19 protein-coding genes are annotated in these 23,484 nt (G+C 45.4%); 17 read left to right on the top strand and 2 right to left on the bottom strand.

The features are described from left to right. Window positions 1-72 precede the first annotated feature (72 nt). Window positions 73-2,697: a bifunctional uridylyltransferase/uridylyl-removing protein GlnD gene (glnD, locus tag DD616_RS08220; RefSeq protein ID WP_013856202.1), complete on the bottom strand. Its 2,625-nt coding sequence runs from the start codon at window positions 2,695-2,697 to the stop codon at window positions 73-75. Between the two features lie 117 nt (window positions 2,698-2,814). After that, window positions 2,815-3,657: a type I methionyl aminopeptidase gene (map, locus tag DD616_RS08225; protein ID WP_017044011.1), complete on the bottom strand. Its 843-nt coding sequence runs from the start codon at window positions 3,655-3,657 to the stop codon at window positions 2,815-2,817. Window positions 3,658-4,041: 384 nt separating this feature from the next. Between map and rpsB the strand changes: the two genes are divergently transcribed. From rpsB to accA, 17 genes are all read left to right on the top strand, one after another. Then, complete coding sequence (gene rpsB, locus DD616_RS08230; protein ID WP_013856204.1) at window positions 4,042-4,773, top strand: 30S ribosomal protein S2; 732 nt, start codon at window positions 4,042-4,044, stop codon at window positions 4,771-4,773. A gap of 128 nt (window positions 4,774-4,901) precedes the next feature. Then, window positions 4,902-5,747: a translation elongation factor Ts gene (gene tsf, locus DD616_RS08235; protein WP_013856205.1), complete on the top strand. Its 846-nt coding sequence runs from the start codon at window positions 4,902-4,904 to the stop codon at window positions 5,745-5,747. Window positions 5,748-5,900: 153 nt separating this feature from the next. Then, a complete protein-coding gene (gene pyrH / locus DD616_RS08240) occupies window positions 5,901-6,632 on the top strand; it encodes a UMP kinase (protein ID WP_010320123.1) in 732 nt (243 codons plus the stop codon). A gap of 35 nt (window positions 6,633-6,667) precedes the next feature. Beyond that, window positions 6,668-7,225: a ribosome recycling factor gene (gene frr / locus DD616_RS08245; protein ID WP_010320122.1), complete on the top strand. Its 558-nt coding sequence runs from the start codon at window positions 6,668-6,670 to the stop codon at window positions 7,223-7,225. A gap of 95 nt (window positions 7,226-7,320) precedes the next feature. Continuing rightward, window positions 7,321-8,076 (top strand): undecaprenyl pyrophosphate synthase, encoded by a 756-nt coding sequence (gene uppS, locus DD616_RS08250; RefSeq protein ID WP_013856207.1) that lies wholly within the window; start codon window positions 7,321-7,323, stop codon window positions 8,074-8,076. Between the two features lie 13 nt (window positions 8,077-8,089). Then, complete coding sequence (locus DD616_RS08255; RefSeq protein ID WP_013856208.1) at window positions 8,090-8,932, top strand: phosphatidate cytidylyltransferase; 843 nt, start codon at window positions 8,090-8,092, stop codon at window positions 8,930-8,932. Window positions 8,933-8,980: 48 nt separating this feature from the next. Further along, on the top strand, window positions 8,981-10,189 hold the full coding sequence (gene ispC / locus DD616_RS08260) for a 1-deoxy-D-xylulose-5-phosphate reductoisomerase (RefSeq protein WP_019282312.1): 1,209 nt from the start codon (window positions 8,981-8,983) through the stop codon (window positions 10,187-10,189). Further along, complete coding sequence (rseP, locus tag DD616_RS08265) at window positions 10,186-11,544, top strand: sigma E protease regulator RseP (protein WP_094163815.1); 1,359 nt, start codon at window positions 10,186-10,188, stop codon at window positions 11,542-11,544. Before ispC ends, rseP begins: the two co-directional genes overlap by 4 nt. Window positions 11,545-11,592: 48 nt before the next feature. After that, window positions 11,593-14,025 (top strand): outer membrane protein assembly factor BamA, encoded by a 2,433-nt coding sequence (gene bamA, locus DD616_RS08270; RefSeq protein ID WP_017046601.1) that lies wholly within the window; start codon window positions 11,593-11,595, stop codon window positions 14,023-14,025. A gap of 15 nt (window positions 14,026-14,040) precedes the next feature. Then, the gene (locus DD616_RS08275) at window positions 14,041-14,550 is read left to right on the top strand and encodes an OmpH family outer membrane protein (RefSeq protein ID WP_013856212.1); all 510 of its coding nucleotides are present in this window, start codon (window positions 14,041-14,043) and stop codon (window positions 14,548-14,550) included. Window positions 14,551-14,557: 7 nt separating this feature from the next. Next, on the top strand, window positions 14,558-15,589 hold the full coding sequence (gene lpxD / locus DD616_RS08280; protein WP_208872166.1) for a UDP-3-O-(3-hydroxymyristoyl)glucosamine N-acyltransferase: 1,032 nt from the start codon (window positions 14,558-14,560) through the stop codon (window positions 15,587-15,589). Between the two features lie 116 nt (window positions 15,590-15,705). Further along, window positions 15,706-16,137 carry a 3-hydroxyacyl-ACP dehydratase FabZ gene (fabZ, locus tag DD616_RS08285; protein ID WP_026027636.1) on the top strand — a complete coding sequence of 144 codons (432 nt, stop codon included), beginning with the start codon at window positions 15,706-15,708 and terminating at the stop codon, window positions 16,135-16,137. 1 nt (window position 16,138) lies between these two features. After that, on the top strand, window positions 16,139-16,927 hold the full coding sequence (gene lpxA, locus DD616_RS08290) for an acyl-ACP--UDP-N-acetylglucosamine O-acyltransferase (protein ID WP_010320113.1): 789 nt from the start codon (window positions 16,139-16,141) through the stop codon (window positions 16,925-16,927). Between the two features lie 105 nt (window positions 16,928-17,032). After that, window positions 17,033-18,181 carry a lipid-A-disaccharide synthase gene (gene lpxB / locus DD616_RS08295; RefSeq protein WP_088732787.1) on the top strand — a complete coding sequence of 383 codons (1,149 nt, stop codon included), beginning with the start codon at window positions 17,033-17,035 and terminating at the stop codon, window positions 18,179-18,181. Window positions 18,182-18,239: 58 nt separating this feature from the next. Beyond that, on the top strand, window positions 18,240-18,851 hold the full coding sequence (rnhB, locus tag DD616_RS08300; RefSeq protein ID WP_026027914.1) for a ribonuclease HII: 612 nt from the start codon (window positions 18,240-18,242) through the stop codon (window positions 18,849-18,851). 81 nt (window positions 18,852-18,932) lie between these two features. Beyond that, the gene (gene dnaE, locus DD616_RS08305) at window positions 18,933-22,412 is read left to right on the top strand and encodes a DNA polymerase III subunit alpha (protein ID WP_208872167.1); all 3,480 of its coding nucleotides are present in this window, start codon (window positions 18,933-18,935) and stop codon (window positions 22,410-22,412) included. Between the two features lie 47 nt (window positions 22,413-22,459). Further along, a complete protein-coding gene (gene accA / locus DD616_RS08310; RefSeq protein ID WP_013856219.1) occupies window positions 22,460-23,419 on the top strand; it encodes an acetyl-CoA carboxylase carboxyl transferase subunit alpha in 960 nt (319 codons plus the stop codon). The last annotated feature ends 65 nt before the right edge of the window (window positions 23,420-23,484 follow it).

Here is a 23,484-nt window from a genome sequence, read left to right on the forward strand (position 1 = left end):
CATGCTCGCCCGAGATAGTTCATCGTGATATCAATGGTTCAAGTTGTGGACCAGATCGCTTTCCTTTTCCGTTTAATTTGGCGCGAGTTCAGAAACATTTTTAATCAGCATTTCACGTAACGTGCACTCTTCTTCTTCACTCAATTTTCCGCCTTGCGAACCGGTGAGAATAAACAAATCTTCTGCTCGTTCGCCAATGGTGGTGATTTTTGCACCATGCAGGTTAATGTTTAAGTCAGCAAATGTGGCTCCGACCGTTGCCAGCAGTCCCGGAGTATCAAGTGCGACTAATTCCATTAAGGTTCGTTTATTGCTTTTGGTGGGTAAAAAATCGACTTTAGTTTTGACTTTAAAATGTTGCAAGTTACGTGGCGTGCGGCGCAATTTCAGTTTGTTCTGCCAACCCGTTTCTAGCCCACTGAGTAGGTGTTTGATCAACGATGGGTGACACTCTTCGTCAATTGCATGGCCGTTTTGATCCAGTACCATGAAGGTATCAAGGACGTAGCCATCTTTACTTGACATGATCTGCGCATCATGAACATTGAGATTTCGACGGTCCAGTTCAGCAACCACAGTCGCAAAGAGGGCGGGTTGATCTTTAGTGTAAACAAACAATTCAGTGCCGCCACGAGTGGCTTTTTTGCTCATTAGGATCAGCGGTTGGCTTGGGTCGCTATGTTTGAGTAGGTGCTCACAATGCCAAGCGATCTGCTTGTGAGTGTGACGCAAAAAGTAATCCGCTTTAAAGCGTTGCCAAAGCACTTCAATTTCGCGTGCGCTGTAGCCTTCTTTACGAAGCAATGCGGATGCCATTTGTTGGTTGTGGCGAATGCGATCGCGCACATCTACTGGGTTTTCAAGCCCACGCCTAAGTGCCCGCTGTGTTGAGTGATATAGCTCTGCCAGCAAGGTGCGTTTCCAACTGTTCCAAAGCTCAGGGTTAGTAGCGCAGATGTCCGCGACAGTCAGGCAAACAAGATGTTCGAGATACTCTTCATCGCGCACTTTTTTGGCAAATTCGGTAATGACATCTGGGTCGTAAATGTCGCGTCTTTGCGCCGTTACCGACATCAAGAGGTGGTTTTGTACCAGCCAAGAGACTAATTTTGCTTCAGGTTTTGATAAACCGTGTTCAATACAAAAATCATAGGCTTCTACCGCACCGATTTCAGAGTGATCGCCGCCACGCCCTTTGGCAATGTCGTGAAAAATAGCGGCCAGAATCAGCATCTCCTTTTTCTGGAGACGTGGGTAGACTTCGCAACAGATGGGGTGTTTATCGTGATTTTGTGCGTAGCTAAAGGTATTGATGTGTTTGAGAAGACGAATGCTGTGTTCATCGACCGTATAAACATGGAATAGGTCGAACTGCATTTGTCCAACAATTTGGCTCCATTGGGGAAGATAAGCGGCGAGCACGCCTAATTTATGCATCAGGCTGAACGCACGATGTAGTGCGTTAGGGTGACGTACCAATGCCATGAATTTTTCACGCGCTTCGGGAATGGTGTGCAGGAATTTATTGAGCCGCCTTCTGGCTGTACGCAACTGGCGCATGGTTGTGGGCGCGACGCTTTCGATGCTGGAATCATTGGCGATATGAATAAACATATCTAAGATCGTTTCAGGGCGAGCTTGGAAAAGCGCTGGTTTACGAGCTTCTATTAAGTTGCCACGACGTTGAAAATCATCATCTAAAATTTCTGCCACGGCTTCTTCGCCGTTATTGAGTATGGCTTGATCAAACAGACGCAGGAGCATTTTGTTGAGTTCCGCAACACGACGTAGCGTACGGTAGAACTCTTTCATCATCATCTCGACTGCGCGATTCCCTTCACCAGTAAAGCCCAGATGTTCTGCCACTTGAGCTTGATGAGCAAAAATAAGCCGATTGTCATAGCGTTTTAATTCAATGTGCAGCGCAAAGCGCACGCGCCATAAAAAGTCTTGGCACTCTACTAGCTCACGATATTCAGCATCAGTTAAAAAACCAAAACGACTCATTTCAAGCAGTGATGTTGCACCAAAGTGGCGTCTAGCCACCCAGCTTAAAGTATGAATGTCCCTTAAGCCTCCAGGAGTCGATTTGATATCGGGTTCAAGGTTATAAGTGGTGTCATGGTAACGAGCGTGTCGGTCGCGCTGCTCTTGAATTTTGGCGCGGTAAAAGGTTTCGCTTGGCCAAAACGATTCGGAATGAATCAACATCTTGAGTTTATAAAATGTCTCTTCGCTACCACATAATAGCCGAGCTTCTTGTAAGTTTGTTGCGACGGTTAAATCTTCACGGCCAATTTCAGCGCACTGCTGCACGGTACGCACGGCATGGCCCACTTCTAAACGCAAATCCCACAGCAGGGTAATAAATTCACTAATTTTACTGCCGAGTTCAGCGGGTAAAGTATGATTGGAGACGACCAGAATATCGATATCCGAAAGAGGATGAAGTTCACCGCGGCCATAGCCTCCGACGGCCACTAAACTGATGTCTGGAACCTGCGAAAATGAATAATGTTCCCATAACCTGTAGAGCAGTTGGTCCATATATTCAGAGCGGCCTAATACCAGGTCGTTGACCGGATGGTGGTGCAAAAATTGATGTTTCTGATACTGAGTGAACTGTTCAAGTTGTTGTTTAAGCTCGCCGATAGTGAGTTGTGCGTCAGTAAAGGTGAGGGGAGACTGAAAAGGCATAACGGCAATCCATGCTGGTGATATGTCACAACGTAGACTGACTGTATCAAATCACTGCAGATAAAAAAATATCCCTGCAAGAGGGATATTGATTGATAAGGTTTTGGTTCGATGTAATTAGGCGTTATGCATCAGACGCGGAATGGTTTCTTCTTCACGCAGCGTCAGCACTTCACAGCCAGTGGCGGTAACCAAAATGGTGTGTTCCCACTGTGCTGAGTTTTTGCCATCGGCGGTGTAAACCGTCCAATTGTCTTCATCATCAAGGCGGCAACCAAATTTACCCGCATTAATCATTGGCTCGATAGTGAAAATCATCCCTTCACGCAGTACGGTTCTGTCGCCGTTTTTATAGTGAACCACTTGTGGTTCTTCATGAAATTGAGCGCCAATACCGTGGCCGCAATAATCTTTCACAATCGAAAATTTAAGACGTGGGTTATTTTTATTATTGGTTTTAATGTGTTTTTCGATCGCAGTACCAATCTCACCCAATTGAACACCGGGCTTGACCTTCTTCATGCCGATATAAAGACACTCTTGCGCAACAAGACATAGGCGCTTATCTGCTGGCGACACTTCACCGACAAAGAACATCTTTGAGGTATCACCGTGGTAGCCATCTTTAATAACCGTGATATCAATGTTCAGAATATCACCCTCTTTCAGTACCGCTGGACGCTGTAATTGCCCATACTGCGTATCTTGAGTTGCCGGAATGCCGTGACAAACAATGTGATTGATAGAGGTACAGATCGATTTAGGAAAACCGTGGTAATTCAATGGTGCTGGAATAGCTTGCTGTACTTCAGTGATGTACTTGTGGCAGATCTGGTCAAGTTCTTCAGTGGTGATGCCCACTTTTACATGCGGTTCAATCATCTCAAGGACATCGGCAGCCAGTTTACCCGCGACGCGCATTTTGGCTATTTCTTCAGCAGTTTTGATTTTTACAGACATCGGCTTTCTCTATGCATTAATTCTTAAGCACTTAACTGTGCGAATGGGCGTTATTCTAGCAGTGCATGGATGAATCGCAAGGGATCCCTGTCGGTAAGTAAGAATTGTTTGCATAACTACAGCTTACCTAGGCCATGATGTGTCGTATTTTTTTCTAGCCAGAGAAGGGCTAAATATGGTATAAAGCGCGCCGGAATCGAAGTGCGTTTTCTTCTGAAATGACGAAGCCCACCTTCCTTTCTAAACACATTATCTTTAAATCACACACATTCCGACACGTGTTCCGGGGTGCTCCAACAATAAAACTATCGGCAACAACCGAATAGATGTTAGGGGTCGGATACATGGGGAATGTGGAGGCCTAACCCCATAGAGGATTTTTAAATGGCAACTGTATCAATGCGCGACATGCTAAAAGCTGGTGTTCACTTCGGTCACCAGACTCGTTACTGGAACCCAAAAATGAAGCCATTCATTTTTGGTGCTCGTAGCCGTGTTCACATCATCAACTTAGAAAAAACTGTTCCTATGTTCAACGAAGCTCTAGCTGAGCTACAAAAAGTTGGCGAGAAAAAAGGTAAAGTTCTTTTCGTTGGTACTAAACGCGCAGCATCTGAAGCTGTTAAAGAAGCGGCTATCGCAAGCAACCAATTCTACGTTAACAACCGCTGGTTGGGCGGCATGCTAACTAACTGGAAAACTGTTCGTCAGTCAATCAAGCGTCTAAAAGAGCTTGAAATTCAAGCAACAGATGGCACTTTTGATAAGCTAACTAAGAAAGAAGCTCTAATGCGTACTCGTGAAATGGAGAAGCTAGAGAAATCTCTTGGTGGTATCAAAGATATGGGCGGTCTACCTGACGCACTATTCGTTATCGATGCAGATCACGAGCACATTGCAGTTAAAGAAGCAAACAACCTAGGTATCCCAGTTTACGCTGTTGTTGATACTAACTCTAACCCAGATGGCGTTGACTACATTATCCCTGGTAACGACGACGCAATCCGTGCAATCCAGCTTTACCTAAATGCTGTTGCAGAAACGGTTAACGAAGGTCGTAACAAAGATGCAGCTGCACTTGCTGCTGCAAAAGACGGTTTCGTAGAAGCAGAATAATAGCGGCTCTGAGTCACACTTGATTATATGTGTCACACGATTGATGCATTGAACAAGTTATAGTTAGCATCAGGGGCCAAACAATCGGCCCCTGATTTTTACCACCAGAATCAACTGAGGAATAGAGAATGGCAACTGTAACTGCTGCTCTAGTAAAAGAACTGCGCGAGCGTACTGGCGCAGGTATGATGGAATGTAAAAAAGCGCTTGTAGAAGCAAACGCTGACATCGAACTAGCAATTGAAAACATGCGCAAAAGCGGCGCAGCTAAAGCAGCGAAAAAAGCAGGTAACATCGCAGCTGAAGGTACTATCCTAATTAAAGAAGCTGATGGTTTTGCAGCACTTCTAGAAGTGAACTGCCAAACTGACTTCGTAGCAAAAGATTCAAGCTTCCTAGCGTTTGCTAACGAAGTTCTAGCGGTTGCACTTGCTGAGCGTCTAGATATCGCAGCACTTCAAGCTAAATTTGAAGAAGCACGTATTGCTCTTGTTGCTAAAATTGGTGAAAACATCACTATCCGTCGCGTTCATTACATCGAAGGCGCTAAAGTAGGTTCATACCGCCATGGCGACCGTATCGGTGTTGTGGTTGCTGGTGAAGCGGATGAAGAGACCATCAAACACGTAGCAATGCACGTTGCTGCTGCAAAACCTGAGTACGTGAACCCTGAAGATGTACCAGCAGAAGTTGTGGCTAAAGAGCGTGAAATCCAAATCGAAATCGCAATGCAATCTGGTAAGCCAGCAGCAATTGCTGAGAAAATGGTTGAAGGCCGCATGACTAAGTTCACAGGTGAAGTATCACTTACTGGTCAAGCGTTCATCATGGATCCTTCTCAAACTGTTGGCGCAATGCTGAAAGCTAAAGGCGCAACCGTTACTAACTTCGTACGTCTAGAAGTTGGTGAAGGTATTGAGAAAGCTCAAGAACTTAGCTTCGCTGAAGAAGTTGCAATGGTTCAAAAAGGTTAATCCTAGCGATTTTGCCTAAGAAAGAGACCGTAGCCAAGGCTGCGGTCTTTTTACGAATGGCATATTGAGACTAATTGTGATGATTTAGAATTCAGTATTCAGTTTTAAATCATGACTGTTAATTAACAACTCTCTATTTGGAAGGTAAGCTCCATGACTACGAACCCTAAACCAGCCTATCAACGTATCCTGTTAAAACTTAGCGGTGAAGCGCTACAAGGCGAAGAAGGTTTTGGTATTGATCCTGCGGTGTTAGATCGCATGGCACAGGAAGTAAAAGAACTGGTTGAACTGGGTGTTCAAGTGGGTGTTGTCATCGGCGGCGGTAACTTATTCCGTGGCGCAGGTCTTGCTGAAGCGGGCATGAACCGTGTTGTGGGCGACCACATGGGAATGCTGGCAACCGTAATGAATGGTTTGGCGATGCGTGATGCTTTGCACCGTGCTTATGTGAATGCGCGCGTGATGTCTGCCATTCCTCTTAAAGGTGTGTGTGACGATTACAATTGGGCCGATGCTATCAGCCAACTACGTCAAGGCCGTGTTGTGATCTTCTCTGCGGGTACTGGTAACCCATTCTTTACAACTGATTCTGCTGCCTGTTTGCGCGGTATTGAAATTGAAGCGGATGTGGTTCTAAAAGCGACAAAAGTAGATGGCGTATTTAGTGCAGACCCAGTGGCAAACCCAGACGCAGAACTGTATGATAAGCTGTCTTATACAACCGTGCTTGAAAAAGAGCTAAAAGTGATGGACTTGGCCGCGTTTACGCTAGCGCGTGACCATAAAATGCCAATCCGCGTATTTAATATGAACAAACCGGGCGCACTACGTCGCGTGGTAATGGGTGAAGCGGAAGGTACACTAATTAGCACCGCTGACTAATCACTCCAAAACAAAAAAACAAGTAGGTGATATTTGTGATTAACGAAATCAAGAAAGACGCTCAAGAGCGTATGGATAAGAGCGTAGATGCCCTGAAAAACAACCTTTCTAAGGTACGTACTGGTCGCGCTCACCCAAGTTTACTCTCCGGCATTTCTGTCGATTACTATGGTGCTTCGACACCGCTGAATCAAATCGCTAACGTTGTAGCTGAAGATGCACGTACTCTCGCGATCACTGTTTTTGATAAAGAGTTGACGCCAAAAGTTGAAAAAGCGATTTTGATGTCTGATTTGGGTCTAAACCCAATGTCTGCAGGTACGGTTATTCGTGTACCACTGCCACCACTGACCGAAGAACGTCGTCGTAATTTGGTGAAAATTGTTCGTGGTGAAGCTGAAGGTGGTCGCGTTGCAGTTCGCAACATTCGTCGTGATGCCAATGGCGACTTAAAAGCTCTACTGAAAGATAAAGAAATCTCTGAAGACGAAGATCATAAAGCGCAAGAAGAGATTCAAAAACTTACCGATGTAGCGATTAAGAGAATTGATGAAGTTCTTGCTGCAAAAGAAAAAGAGTTAATGGAAGTTTAATTCGCTCTTTTTAGCCTTTCTAAAACGCTGTGCTCACAGTGCAGCGTTTTTTTATGCTATTTTGCCCTATCAGTTTGGTAATCAATTAATTTCTTATGCAAAACTCATCCCTCTCATCTGATGTATTACCCCAACACATCGCAATCATTATGGACGGAAATGGCCGTTGGGCTAAAGCACAAGGTAAACCTCGTGTATTTGGTCATAAGAATGGTGTAGCAGCGGTCCGAAGAACGATTTCTACTGCAGCGAAATTGGGTATTAAAGCCGTTACTTTGTTTGCCTTTAGCAGTGAAAATTGGCGACGTCCGGAAGCTGAAGTAGGCGTGTTGATGGAGTTATTTATTACTGTGCTATCCACAGAAGTAAAAAAGCTGCATAAGAACAATCTGCGTCTTAGGGTCATTGGTGATAAAACACGTTTTAGCTCACGCTTACAAACAAAAATCGCTCAGGCAGAAGAGTTAACCTCATCAAACAGTGGCATGGTCGTTAATATCGCCGCAAACTATGGCGGAAAATGGGATATCACAGAAGCAATGCGCTCTATCGCGGTCAAAGTGGCGAGCGGTGAGCTTTCTCCTGATCAGATTGACGAGACGCTGATTACACAGTCGCTAACGATGTCTGATATTCCTGAAGTGGATTTGCTCATTCGTACCAGCGGTGAATGTCGTATTAGTAATTTTATGTTGTGGCAATTGGCCTATGCAGAGATGTACTTTACGCCGATTTACTGGCCTGAGTTTGGTGAAGAAAGTTTAATTGAAGCAGTGACTTGGTTTGTTAACCGTGAACGCCGTTTTGGCTGCACAGGGGAACAGGTTAAGGCATTGATGGAACAGAAATAAAGGATCCATTAGTTTGAAGCAACGAATTATCACGGCGCTCATATTAGCTCCACTGGTGATGCTGGGCATTTTTGAACTGCCACTCCCCCTATTTATGGCCGTTTTGGCCCTTGTGGCGCTCGTCGGTGTATGGGAATGGACGCAGTTTATCGATTCGACATCTAGGTATCTGGCGCTGTTGCCAGCCATTATTATTGGTGGAGCAAGTTACCTATTGATTTCCCCTGATGCCGTTAGCCTAGCCAGCATGAACTCGAATCACTATGTGATATTAAGTATTGGGGTGGCTTGGTGGCTGTTTTCTAGCTTTTTAGCCATTACCTATCCTAAATCCCGCCCATGGTGGGAAAAATCCAATCTACTTAGGCACCTCTTTGGTGTGCTTACGCTACTTCCTTTTTTCTGGAGCGTACTTTTTTTACGCGCAGAAGCCTTTTTGAGTGAGCCATACCACGGTGCTAAGTTGGTGCTATTTGTCTGCTTAATTGTTTGGGCTGCAGACAGTGGTGCTTATTTTGCGGGCAAAAGTTTTGGTAAGCACAAAATGGCGCCAGCAGTCAGTCCAAATAAAACCATTGAAGGGTTGATTGGTGGCATTATTACGGCATTGATTGTGGCGTGGTTTACTGCTGATTGGTTTGATATTCGGTTTACAAATACGTTGTCGATGGTCGGTATTACATTAGCGACTGTGATTATCTCTGTGCTCGGTGATCTGGTCGAAAGTATGTTTAAGCGCGTTTCAGGAATTAAAGACAGCAGTAATATTATTCCTGGGCATGGTGGTGTTTTGGATCGTATCGATAGCCTGACGGCTGCATTTCCTGTTTTTGCTCTACTGTATTTCATTTTCTAATGCTTGGGTTAAGCTGTCTTACCCCAATCTTAATTCACGGTTGTTGCTATGCGTAAGTTAACGATTCTCGGGGCCACAGGTTCAATTGGGGCAAGCACATTAAAAGTCGTGGCTCAAAATCCCGAACACTTTTCCGTTGTGGCTTTAGCCGCGGGAAATAATGTCAATAAAATGCGTGAGCTATGTCAGCGTTGGCAGCCAGTTTATGCGGTAATGGCAAACCAAAAGGCGGCGGATGAGCTTTTAGCTCAATTGCAGTCACTGAACTTAAAAACAACCGTATTATTTGGTGAAGACGCCATGTGCCACGTCGCCGCATTAGATGAGGTGGATACGGTGATGGCGGCGATTGTTGGTGCAGCAGGTTTGTTACCAACCATGGCCGCGGTAAAGGCGGGCAAGCGTGTTTTGTTGGCAAACAAAGAAGCCTTGGTGATGTCTGGCCAATTGTTTATTGATGCGGTCGAAAAACACGGTGCGGAATTGCTCCCTGTCGATAGCGAACATAACGCGATTTTTCAATGCTTACCCCCTGAAATACAAGGCTCTTTGGGTCGCTGTGATTTACAAGAACATGGTGTGCAACATATTCTGCTCACGGGTTCTGGCGGCCCTTTTCGCTATAGTGATTTATCCACGTTAGCTGATGTTTCACCACAGCAAGCGATTGCTCATCCTAACTGGTCGATGGGGCCGAAAATTTCGGTTGATTCCGCTACCATGATGAACAAAGGTTTGGAATATATTGAAGCTAAGTGGTTGTTTAATGCATCGAAACAGCAATTAAAAGTGTTAATCCACCCACAGTCGGTGATTCACTCTATGGTGCAGTACCGCGATGGTTCGGTGCTTGCGCAAATGGGGGAACCCGATATGTCCACGCCAATTGCTTTAACTCTCTCTTATCCAGAACGCATTACTGCGGGTGTTCCGGCACTGGATTTTACCAAATTAAGTAATTTGAGTTTTATGGATGTGGACTACGAGCGTTATCCTTGTTTGGGATTGGCGATTGATGCTTGCTATCAAGGGCAACATGCCACCACCTCTTTAAATGCAGCCAACGAAATAGCCGTTGAAGCTTTTTTAAATAAGCAAATTCGTTTTACCGATATCGCACAAGTTAATGAACGTGTATTGTCAAAAGTGTGTGCAGCACATACTCAGTTACATTGCTATGACTTGGAAAGCTTGTTAGAGCTCGATAGAATGGCGCGCACTATTGCCCAGCAAATCATACAAGAGCATTTATTATGAGTGGTATTTTGTGGAATTTCGTCTCTTTCATCATTGCGTTAGGTATATTGGTTGCTGTGCATGAATTTGGTCATTTTTGGGTAGCACGTCGCTGCGGAATTAAAGTCGAAAAATTTTCCATTGGCTTTGGTAAATCACTTTGGAGCCGAGTAGCCAAAGATGGCACCGAGTACAACCTCTCAATGATTCCTCTCGGCGGCTACGTTAAAATGCTCGATAGCCGTGTTGATGATGTTCCAGCTGAATTAAAACCCTTAGCTTTTGACCAAAAACCATTGTGGAAACGTGTCGCTGTCGTGAGTGCTGGGCCTGCTTTTAACTTTTTCTTCGCCATTTTTGCCTATTGGCTCGTGTTCTTAATTGGCGTCCCAGCGGTAAAACCTGTGATTGGCGAAATTGCTCCGCAATCGATCGCCGCTCAAGCGGGTTTAGAGCCAGGAATGCAGATCAAAGCAGTCTCAGGAGTGAATACCTTAGATTGGGAATCGGTCAATATGGGGCTGATTAGCCATATTGGTGATGAACAATTAACGCTCACCGTCGGAACCAATAATGAAATTGGTGTGGATGAAATCAAAACATTAGATATCCGTTCTTGGAACTTTAACCCAGAAACAGAGTCTGCTATGGGAGCGTTGGGTTTTAAACCATTTGTCCCTGAAATATCGCTGACGCTAACCAATGTTTCTCAAGGCAGCGCCGGAGAGAAGGCCGGGTTAGAAGTTGGGGACACCTTGATCGAAGCCAACGGTGCGAAGATAAACCATTGGCAGCAAGTTGTGGAGTTGATACAAAGCCATCCCAATCAGCCAGTTTCATTGGTTGTTGTGCGTGATGAACAACGCTTGACTATCGAGCTTACGCCTGACGTTCGTGAGTTACCGCAAGGCAAAACGATAGGTTTTGCGGGAATCGCTCCTAAAGTCGCAGAATGGCCGGAAAGTTATCGATTTGAGCTGCAATATGGTGTATTTGAATCAGTCGGAAAAGCGGTTGAAAAAACACAGCAAGTGATCAACTTAACCGTCAGCATGTTGAAAAAACTGGTGGTCGGTGATGTGGGGTTGAATAATCTGAGTGGGCCGATTTCGATTGCCAAAGGAGCTGGAACTACCGCTGACTACGGTTTGGTCTATTTCTTGGGTTTTCTGGCTCTGATTAGTGTCAACTTAGGCATTATCAATCTAGTACCACTGCCAATGTTAGATGGCGGACACTTACTGTTTTTTGCAATTGAAGCCGTTATTCGTCGTCCTGTCCCAGAGAAGATTCAAGAAATGGGATACCGAATTGGTGGGGCGATCATCTTTTCTTTGATGGCTGTGGCAATATTTAATGATTTTAGTCGCCTGTGATTTGTAACCATTAGGCAGAAGTTGTAGCAAGGAATAACAAGAATAAATATGGCAATGAAACAGATCCTTTTCGCGACACTATTGGCAACCAGCCTCTCAGCACATAGTGCCGAGAATTTCGTAGTGCAGGATATTCAAATTGAAGGGCTTCAACGCGTTGCGCTCGGCGCTGCATTGCTTAAAATGCCCGTTCGAATTGGCGATACCGTTGATGCACAAGATGTCGCGGATATTATCAAAGCACTTTACACTTCGGGCAACTTTGAAGACATCAAAGTATTACGAGACAACAACGTTCTGATCGTTCAGGTGAAAGAACGTCCAACCATTGCAAGTGTTTCCTTCTCTGGAAATAAAGCGATCAAAGAAGAGCAGTTGCAGCAGAATCTTGATGCATCCAATATCCGCATCGGTGAGGCGCTTGATCGTACGACCTTGAGCAACATTGAAAAGGGGTTGGAAGATTTTTACTACAGCGTGGGTAAGTACAACGCGACCGTAAAAGCGGTGGTGACACCTTTACCTCGCAACCGTGCTGACCTTAAATTTGTGTTCAGTGAAGGGGTTTCTGCGAAAATCCAGCAAATCAACTTTATTGGCAATGAAGTGTTTAGTGACCAAGATTTACTGTCACGCTTCAATTTAAATGTCGATGTGGCGTGGTGGAATTTCCTCTCTGATGATAAATACCAAAAGCAGGTCTTAGCCGCTGATATTGAAGCTTTGCGCTCTTTCTACCTCGACCGTGGCTACTTAAAGTTTCAAGTCGATTCCACGCAAGTTGCTATTTCTCCTGATAAAAAAGGCGTTTATATCACTTTAGGCATTAGCGAAGGTCAGCCTTATAAAATCAAAGACGTTAAATTCCGCGGAGAGCTGATTGGCAAAGAGGCTGAATTTACCGCTTTGATCCCGTTTGAAGCCGAGGAAACCTATAACGGCTCACTGGTGACCAAGCTTGAAGAAGATGTAAAACGAGTATTGGGTGAAGCTGGCTATGCTTATCCTCAAGTTCGAACCATCCCAGAATTTAATGATGAAACGCAAGAAGTTTCCTTGGTTGTTCATGTGGAAGCGGGTAAGCGTATCTATGTCCGTGATATTCGCTTTGTCGGTAATAACTCAACCAAAGATGAAGTTTTGCGCCGCGAAATGCGTCAAATGGAAGGCAGTTGGCTGAGCTCTAAAGCGATTGATACAGGTAAGAGCCGTTTGAACCGTCTTGGCTTCTTTGAAACAGTGGATGTGCAAACCGTACGTGTACCTGGTAGTGAAGACCAAGTCGATCTGGTGTACAACGTGAAAGAGGCCAACTCAGGTAGTGTTAACTTTGGTGTCGGTTATGGTACAGAATCAGGCGTGAGTTTTCAGGTTGGTTTACAACAAGACAACTTCATTGGTTCAGGTAATCGAGTTGGCATCAATGCCATGATGAACGACTATCAAAAGAACATCAGTTTAGATTACCGTGATCCCTACTGGAACCTTGATGGTGTCAGTTTGGGTGGTAAGATTTTCTATAACCAATTTGAGGCTTCTGAAGCTGGTATTGTTGATTATACCAATGAAAGCTACGGCACAAGTTTAACGTGGGGTTTCCCATTTGACGAATTAAACCGTTTTGACCTCGGTATCGGTTACACGCACAACAAGATCGGTAATATCGATGAGTATGTGCAAGTTAGTCAATTCTTACAGTCTCAAGCGAGTAATCGTAGCGATGATGGCAGTTTGATCACCAATGACTTTGACGTCAACATCTCATGGACGCGCAATAATTTAAACCGAACCATTTTCCCAACGGCGGGGAATCACCAACGCGCTTTCTACAAGATGACCGTGCCGGGTTCAGACGTAAAGTATTTCAAAGCGCAGTACGATGTTCGCCAGTATTTCCCATTAACCAAAAAACATGAGTTTTCACTCTTGCTAAGAGGACGCTTAGGGTATGGTAATGGTTACGGGAAAACGGATGGTAACGATAACTTGTTCCCATTCTATGAAAACTATTATGCAGGTGGCTTTACCACTTTGCGTGGTTTTGGATCTAACTCGGCTGGACCGAAAGCGATTTATAACGATGCGACAGGCTGTAATGGCAATAATGGTGGCAACAACCGCTGCTATAGTGCAACAGATGACTCTGTCGGTGGTAACGCGGTCGCGCTGGCCAGCGTAGAGCTGATTGTACCGACGCCATTTGCCTCTGATGAAACTCGTAGCCAAATTCGCACCAGCATTTTCTTCGATATGGCCAGCGTTTGGGATACAGAGTTCGATTACAAAGATGGGAAACTCGGTTATGGTGATCAGTATTATTACGATTACTCAGATCCAATGAATTACCGTTCCTCTTATGGTGCGGCACTACAGTGGATGTCACCTATGGGGCCATTGGTATTTTCAATTGCCAAACCTATTAAAATTTATGAAGGTGATAATGAAGAGTTCTTCACTTTCACGATCGGCAGAACATTCTAATTAGAGGAAAGTATTTTGAAAAAAGCGATTCAAGCGGCAGGATTGGGCCTAGTTGTACTGAGTTCATCATTTTTTGCGCAAGCCGCTGAGGCGGCGCAGAAAGTAGGTTACATTAATACCGCGCAAGTATTCCAAGCATTACCTCAACGAGAAGTTGTGCTGCAAAAATTACAAGAAGAGTTTAAAGATAAAGGGGCAGAGCTACAGTCAATTCAAGCTGAAGCAAAAACCAAAATTGAAAAACTTAAACGTGATGGCGAACTGCTAGGTCAAGATGAGATCGAGAAGCTGCGTATTGAAATTGGTCAATTAGACAGCAAGTACAAAATCAAAGCGCAAGCGTTAGAGCAAGCCTCAGCGCGTCGTGAGAGTGAAGAGAAGCAAAAACTCTTCATGGTGATTCAAGACGCTGTGAAGAAAGTTGCGGAAAAAGAAGGTTATGACATCGTTGTTGACGTGCAAGCTATGCAATATGGTAAGCCGGACTACAACCTATCAGAGAAAGTAATTAAACAACTAAAATAATATTATTATGGCAAAACTGACTTTAGCCGAATTGGCAACCATCACCGGGGGAGAGCTGTTTGGTGATGGCTCTGCGACAGTTTCCGCTGTCGCACCTATGGATAAGGCGCAGGAAGGTTACGTAACTTTCCTCTCTAATCCCAAATATAACAAACACCTTGGTCAATGCCGCGCAACGGTGATTATGGTCAAGGCTAGTGAACGTGAATTGTGTACAACCAATGTATTGGTCGTCGCTGATCCATACGTTGCTTTTGCAAAGGTGGCGCAAGCGCTGGACACGACACCGCGACCTGCGAGTGATATCAGCTCTTCTGCTGTTGTGGCACCGGATGCCCAGCTAGGGCAGAACGTTTCTATTGGTGCAAACGCGGTCATTGAGACGGGCGTGCAACTGGGCGATAACGTCGCCATTGGTGCCGGCTGTTTCATCGGTAAAAACGCCAAAATTGGCGCTAACACCCAGTTGTGGGCAAATGTCAGCGTTTACCACGAAGTGGAAATTGGCTCGGCGTGCCTTATTCAGTCAGGTGCCGTGATTGGTTCTGATGGTTTTGGCTATGCCAATGAGAAAGGTGAGTGGATTAAAATTCCGCAAATTGGCACAGTCCGGATCGGTAATCGAGTTGAAATCGGTGCCTGCACGACAATTGATCGTGGCGCATTAGATGACACGATTATTGAAGATAACGTCATTCTCGATAACCAATTACAGATTGCACATAACGTCTGTATTGGCTATGGCACTGCAATTGCTGGCGGTACCATCATTGCTGGCAGCACCCACATAGGCAAATATTGCATTATTGGTGGCGGTGCGGTGATCAATGGCCATATCGAGATTGTCGATGGGGTCACTATTACTGGCATGGGGATGGTGATGCGCAGCATCACCGAGAAAGGCATGTTCTCTTCTGGTATTCCGTTGCAACCGAACAAAGAATGGCGTAAAACTGCCGCTCGCGTTCACCGTATCGAAGATATGCACAAGCGACTTAAAGCACTTGAAAAGTACTTAGAGCAGGAAGTGGAATCCTAATTCTACTTTTTCCCGATTAGGCTCGCCAATTGCGAGTCTTTTTCGTCTATAATGCCAAATAATTTTTGAAAGTTTTACTGTATAGGAATATGACTTTGACGACTGAAACGAAAACGATGCACATCACTGAAATTCAGAGGCTGCTTCCTCACCGTTACCCATTTCTGTTGATTGACCGTGTAATTGACTTTGAAGAAGGCAAATACCTTGTTGGCTTGAAAAATGTGTCAGTTAATGAACCTCAGTTCACTGGTCATTTTCCGCAGTTACCTATTTTTCCAGGTGTGCTGATTTTAGAAGCAATGGCACAAGCAACGGGCCTACTAGCATTCAAAACCTTTGGGGCACCGAAAGATAACGAATTGTATTACTTTGCTAGTATTGATAATGCGAAGTTTCGTAAGCCTGTAGGTCCTGGCGACCAACTGATCATCGAAGTGCAGTTCATTAAAGAGCGTCGTGGTATTGCGTTGTTTAATGGCGTAGCGAAAGTTGATGGTGAGGTTGTGTGTTCAGCTGAAATGAAATGTGCTCGTAGAGAGTTTTAATATGATTCATGAAACTGCACAAATCCACCCAAGTGCGGTGGTTGAAGATGGCGCTATCATCGGAGCTAACGTCACTGTTGGTCCATTTACTTACATCACCTCTGGGGTAAGCATTGGCCAAGGTACGGAAGTGATGTCGCATGTGGTCATCAAAGGAAACACCGTCATTGGTGAAGAGAACCGTATTTTCCCTCACGCCGTCATTGGCGAAGAGAACCAAGATAAGAAGTATGGTGGTGAAGATACGCGAGTTGTCATTGGTGATCGCAATGTTATTCGTGAAGCGGTGCAAATTCACCGTGGTACGATGCAAGATAAAACGCAAACAGTTGTTGGCAACGACAACCTATTGTGTGTGAATGCCCATATTGCGCACGATGTGATTGTTGGTAATCATACGCACATTGGTAACAACGCAATTCTTGGCGGCCATGTGACGGTCGGTGACTATGCTGGTGTTATGGCGTTGTCGGCGATTCATCCTTTCTGTAGTGTTGGTGCTTATGCCTATATCGGTGGTTGTTCTGCTGTTGTGCAAGATGTCCCTGCTTACGTGTTAGCACAAGGTAACCATGCTTCACCATTTGGCCTTAACCTTGTTGGTTTGAAGCGAAATGGTTTTGAAAAAGCCGAAATTCGCGCGCTACAAAAAGCGTATAAAGAAATTTACCGATCAGGTAAAACGCAAGCAGAAGTCTTACCTATATTGGTTGAGATGGCGAAAGAGTACCCATCGATTCAGCGTTTTACTGATTTACTAGAAAAAACTGAGCGTGGCATTATTCGTTAGTTCGCCACTGAGTTTTGATTAATATCCGAAGATCGCTACTTGTTTAGCGATCTTTTGTCTTTTTGACGCCGCATAACGGCTGAGCGGATTCTGTTAGGAAACGATATGCACTCACATGAAAATCCCCTAAGAATCGGTATTGTTGCCGGAGAGCTTTCTGGCGATACATTAGGAGAAGGCTTCATTCAAGCCATCAAGCAGCAATACCCCAATGCACAATTTGTCGGTATTGGCGGCCCTAAAATGATTGCTCAAGGTTGTGAATCTTTATTTGATATGGAAGAGCTAGCCGTGATGGGGCTGGTTGAGGTGCTTGGCCGCTTACCGCGTTTACTGAAAGTTAAAGCGCAGTTGGTGAAGTATTTTAAAGCCAATCCGCCGGATGTGTTTGTTGGTATTGATGCACCAGATTTTAATTTACGACTAGAGCTTGATCTCAAAAAAGCGGGCATCAAAACCGTCCACTACGTGAGCCCATCTGTATGGGCATGGCGTCCCAAACGTATTTTTAAAATCGATGCGGCGACCGATCTAGTGTTGGCATTTCTCCCGTTTGAAAAAGCGTTTTACGACAAGTATCAGGTTGCGTGCGAATTTGTCGGCCATACACTGGCCGATGCCATTCCACTGCAACCCGATAAAATTGCCGCTCGTGAACTGTTGAAATTAGAGACAGATAAACAGTGGCTGGCTGTGCTACCCGGTAGCCGAGGGGGAGAAGTCGGTTTAATTGCCAAGCCATTTATTGAAACATGTCGACAAATCAAACAGAAATACCCTGATATTGGTTTTGTGGTAGCCGCCGTCAATCCTAAACGTAAACAGCAGTTTGAAACCATTTGGCAGGAGATCGCCCCAGAGCTCGATTTTGCTATTATTGAAGACACCGCGCGCAATGTCATCACGGCCGCAGATGCTGTGCTACTTGCCTCTGGCACCGTCGCACTGGAATGCATGTTGCTCAAACGGCCGATGGTGGTGGGATACAAAGTGAACTGGCTCACCGGATGGTTGGTTCAGAAGCTTGCGATAACCGAATTTGTTTCACTGCCCAATATTTTAGCTGGAGAAGAACTGGTTCCTGAGTTCATTCTTGATGAATGCGACCCGCAACATCTGTTTCCTGCGGTCGATAGCATGCTCAGCCGTGATAATTCCTCTTTAATTGAACGTTTTACTGAAATGCATCACTGGATCCGCAAAGGTGCCGATCAACAAGCCGCCAAAGCGGTTTTAAGCTTGATTAACCATTAACCAAACCATTAACGATTAAAAAGAGCGATTGAAAAATAACGAGAGGAAAATAGACAAGATGGCAGAACAAACACTGACTCCTTTTGAATACCCTAAGGGCTATGTTTTGATTGCAGGAGTGGATGAAGTTGGTCGAGGTCCATTAGTGGGCGACGTAGTGACTGCCGCAGTAATCTTGGATCCGAATAATCCGATTGAAGGTTTAGCAGACTCGAAAAAGTTATCAGAAAAAAAACGCCTAGCGCTTTTTCCTGAAATTCAACAAAAGGCGCTCGCTTGGTCTGTTGGCCGCTGTTCACCAGCTGAAATTGATGAGCTTAATATTCTTCAAGCGACGATGGTGGCGATGCAACGCGCGATTGCAGGTCTAGCGATTCAACCTGATTTGGCTTTAATTGATGGCAACCGTGTCCCACAATTACCGATGCATGGTATCGCAGTCGTCAAGGGTGATATGCGTGTGGCGCAAATCAGCGCCGCCTCAATCATTGCCAAAGTGGTACGCGATAAAGAGATGGAAGCGCTCGATAAATTGTACCCACAATTTGGCTTTGCTCAACATAAGGGCTATCCAACTAAAGCGCATTTTGCCGCGATCGAACAGCATGGCGTCATCGCAGAGCACCGTAAAAGCTTTAAGCCAGTGAAACGCGTGCTGGGAATTGACTAATTGCGGGTGTCAGCCACGAGCAGATTCGCGTAGAATAACCGCCAAATCTTGTACCAAACCTAGCATCTAGGATTTTATTGCATGCCAGAACCAAAGTTTGTCCACCTTCGTGTCCACAGCGACTTTTCTATGATCGATGGCTTGTCCAAAGTGCCACCGCTTGTGAAAAAAGTGGCCGAGATGGGGATGCCTGCCGTAGCGTTGACCGACTTCACGAACTTATGTGGTTTGGTCAAATTTTATGGTACCGCTCATAACTGTGGGGTAAAGCCGATTATCGGTGCAGATTTTGTCATGCAATCCGAGGAGTTTGGTGATGAGCTCACCAAGCTGACGGTTCTAGCGAGTGATAATGTTGGTTATAAAAATCTGACCTTACTGATCTCCGATGCTTATCTACGCGGTCATGTGCAACACCTACCTGTGATTGATAAAGCGTGGCTAGTGAAATATGCCGAAGGCTTGATTGTGCTTTCGGGTGGAAAAAGTGGTGAAATAGGCAAAGCACTGCTTAAAGGTAATCAGGCGTTAGTCGATAAATGTGCCGAGTTTTATCAAACTCATTTTGTCGATCGTTTTTACCTTGAATTGACTCGCACAGGGCGAGCCGACGAAGAGAGCTATCTGCACTTTGCTCTAGAATTAGCTGAAAATAACGATCTGCCCGTCGTTGCAACCAATGAAGTGGTGTTTCTCAGCGAAGAGTTTTTTGAAGCGCATGAAATTCGAGTAGCGATTCATGATGGCTACACCATGGAAGATCCTCGTCGGCCAAAAAATTACAGCCCACAGCAATATTTGCGCTCCGAAGCGGAAATGTGTGAGCTGTTTGCCGACATTCCTGAAGCGCTGCAAAACAGTGTTGAGATTGCCAAACGGTGTAATGTTACCGTCCGTTTGGGGGAATATTTCTTGCCCGCCTTCCCAACGGAAGGAATGAAAGAAACCGAATACTTGGTGATGAAATCACAAGAAGGCCTTGAAGAGCGTCTTGAATTTCTGTTCCCCGATCCTGATGTTCGCGCACAACGTCGCCCTGAATATGATGAACGGCTGCAAATTGAGCTCGAAGTAATTAATAACATGGGATTCCCCGGTTATTTCTTGATTGTGATGGAGTTCATCCAGTGGTCAAAAGATAACGATATTCCGGTGGGACCGGGGCGCGGATCGGGTGCGGGTTCATTGGTGGCTTACGCGCTCAAAATTACCGATTTAGATCCACTACAATATGATTTACTTTTCGAACGTTTCTTGAACCCAGAACGGGTCTCAATGCCCGATTTTGACGTCGATTTCTGTATGGATAAACGTGACCAAGTTATTGATCACGTTGCTGAAATGTATGGTCGTGATGCGGTATCACAGATCATCACCTTTGGTACTATGGCTGCCAAAGCGGTCATTCGTGACGTGGGACGCGTGCTTGGTCATCCGTTTGGATTTGTCGACCGCATTTCAAAGCTTATTCCACTAGATCCAGGAATGACACTAGAAAAGGCGTTTAAGGCTGAACCCGCGTTACCTGAGCTGTACAACAATGACGAAGACGTCAAAGAGCTGATTGATAAGTGCCGAATTCTAGAAGGTTGCACGCGTAACGCCGGTAAGCATGCGGGTGGGGTGGTGATCTCCCCAACCACCATTACCGACTTTTCGCCGATTTATGCGGATGCTGAAGGGCATTTCCCCGTCACTCAATTTGATAAGAACGATGTTGAAACCGCAGGCTTAGTCAAGTTTGACTTCTTAGGTCTACGTACCTTAACCATTATCGATTGGGCACTAGGGCTGATTAACCCGCGCTTACAACGAGAAGGCAAAGAGCCCGTTCGTATTGAAGCCATCCCGTTAGAAGACCCAGTTTCATTTCGTGTATTGCAAAATTCTGAAACCACCGCGGTATTCCAGTTAGAATCGCGCGGCATGAAAGATCTGATCAAACGTCTCCAGCCAGACTGCTTCGAAGATATCATTGCACTAGTGGCCCTGTTTCGCCCAGGGCCTTTGCAATCGGGTATGGTGGATAACTTTATCGACCGTAAACATGGCCGAGAGGCGATCTCCTACCCAGATGAAAAATGGCAACATGAGTCATTAAAAGAAATTCTAGACCCAACCTACGGCATCATCTTGTACCAAGAGCAAGTGATGCAGATCGCCCAAGTCCTAGCCGGATACACACTAGGCGGCGCGGATATGCTGCGCCGTGCGATGGGTAAGAAAAAGCCAGAAGAGATGGCCAAGCAGCGGGCGATTTTTGAAGAGGGTTCGATAAAAAACGGCGTGGATGGCGAATTGTCGATGAAAATCTTCGACTTAGTAGAAAAATTCGCCGGTTACGGGTTTAACAAATCGCACTCTGCGGCTTATGCTCTGGTTTCTTATCAAACCTTATGGTTAAAAACCCACTACCCAGCCGAATTTATGGCGGCCGTAATGACGGCCGACATGGACAACACCGAAAAGGTGGTTGGCTTAGTGGATGAATGTTTACGCATGAATCTTAAAGTGTTACCACCGGATATTAACGCCGGCTTGTACCGCTTTAACGTCGATGAAAATGGCGCGATTGTCTATGGTATTGGCGCGATCAAAGGTGTGGGTGAAGGGCCGATTGAAGCGATTTTAGAAGCGCGCACAGCAGGCGGCTATTTTAAAGATTTGTTTGATTTTTGCGCCAGAATTGATCTGAAAAAAGTCAATAAGCGTGTGATTGAAAAGCTTATTTATGCGGGTGCTTTGGATCGTTTAGGCCCACACCGTGCAGCAATGATGGCCTCATTAAATGATGCTGTGAAAGCGGCCAGCCAATTCCACCAAGCTGAAGCCTTTGGTCAGGTTGATATGTTTGGTGTATTGACTGATGCGCCAGAAGAAGTAGAACATAAATATACGCAAGTCCCCGAGTGGCCAGAGAAAGTTTGGCTTGAAGGTGAGCGCGATACATTGGGCCTTTATTTGACCGGGCATCCAATAAACGCACATATTAAGGAACTTGCGAAGTACACCAGTTGTCGACTAAAAGATGCCACGCCAACGCGACGCGATCAATCCGTCACTTTAGCGGGGTTAGTGATTGCTGCTAAAGTCATGACCACCAAGCGTGGCACGCGGATTGGCATCATGACGTTAGATGATCGTTCAGGACGTATGGAAGTGATGTTATTCTCTGATGCGTTAGAGCGGTATGCAGAGCTGTTAGAAAAAGATAGAATTTTAGTGATTTCTGGACAGGTCAGCTTTGATGACTTCAATGGTGGCCTTAAAATGTCGGCGCGCGAAGTCATGGACTTGGGCAGTGCGCGTGAAAAATATGCCCGTGGCTTGTCGATATCGATTGAACAATCACAGATAGACAGCCAGTTTTTTGAGCGCTTTAGTCAGATCTTAGAGCCTCACCGAGCAGGGACTATACCTGTCAATGTATACTACCAACGCGCAGAGGCGAGAGTGCGACTCACTCTTGGTACGCAGTGGCGTGTAACCCCAAGTGATACATTGTTAGACGAATTGAAACAGCTACTTGGCAAAGATCAGGTAGAACTCGAATTTAACTAAAATTTGGCGTCAAATATGTTGAACGCTGAGTATAAAAGGATCGGTAGATGAGCCTAAATTTTCTAGAATTTGAAAAACCAATTGCTGAACTTGAGGCTAAAATTCAGGCGCTACGCGACGTGTCTCGCCATGGTGGTGATAAGTCCGTTGATCTCGACAAAGAGATCGAACAGCTAGAAAAGAAAAGCTTAGAGCTTAAGAAGAAAATCTTTGGTGATTTAGGGGCATGGCAAGTAGCTCAATTGGCACGCCATCCACAACGCCCTTACACGCTTGATTACATCAACCATGTCTTCACTGAGTTTGACGAGTTGGCGGGTGATCGCGCTTTTGCTGATGACAAAGCGATTGTCGGCGGCATTGCTCGTTTAGAGGGACGTCCGGTGATGGTGATTGGTCACCAAAAAGGACGTGAAACGAGAGAGAAAGTAAGACGTAACTTCGGAATGCCAAAACCAGAAGGCTATCGCAAAGCGCTACGTTTGATGAAAATGGCTGAACGTTTTGGCATGCCTATTATTACCTTCATTGATACCGCAGGTGCTTATCCTGGTGTTGGCGCTGAAGAACGTGGCCAATCTGAAGCGATTGCTACAAACCTAAAAGTGATGTCAGGCTTGAAAGTGCCTGTAATTTGTAATGTTGTTGGTGAAGGTGGCTCTGGTGGTGCTTTGGCGATTGGCGTGGGTGACTACGTGAACATGCTGCAATATTCCACTTACGCGGTAATTTCGCCAGAAGGGTGTGCTTCAATCTTGTGGCGAGATTCAGATAAAGCGCCGCAAGCGGCTGAAGCGATGGGCTTAGTCGCTCCTCGCTTAAAAGAGCTTGAGCTGATTGATGAAATTATCGAAGAACCATTAGGTGGCGCGCATCGCGATCCAATACAAATGGCCGCCAACATGAAAGCAACACTGCTAAAACAGCTTGCTGATTTAGAGCCGCTGAATGAAGAAGCATTATTGGCTCGTCGTTATCAACGTTTGATGAACTACGGCTACTGCTAAACAGCAGAGCGGACAATAAATAAAAAGGGTTGGATTCTGTCCAGCCCTTTTTTATTAGCCCGATT

Origin of the sequence: Vibrio anguillarum (genome assembly GCF_003390515.1) — a bacterium.
Lineage (GTDB): Bacteria > Pseudomonadota > Gammaproteobacteria > Enterobacterales > Vibrionaceae > Vibrio > Vibrio anguillarum.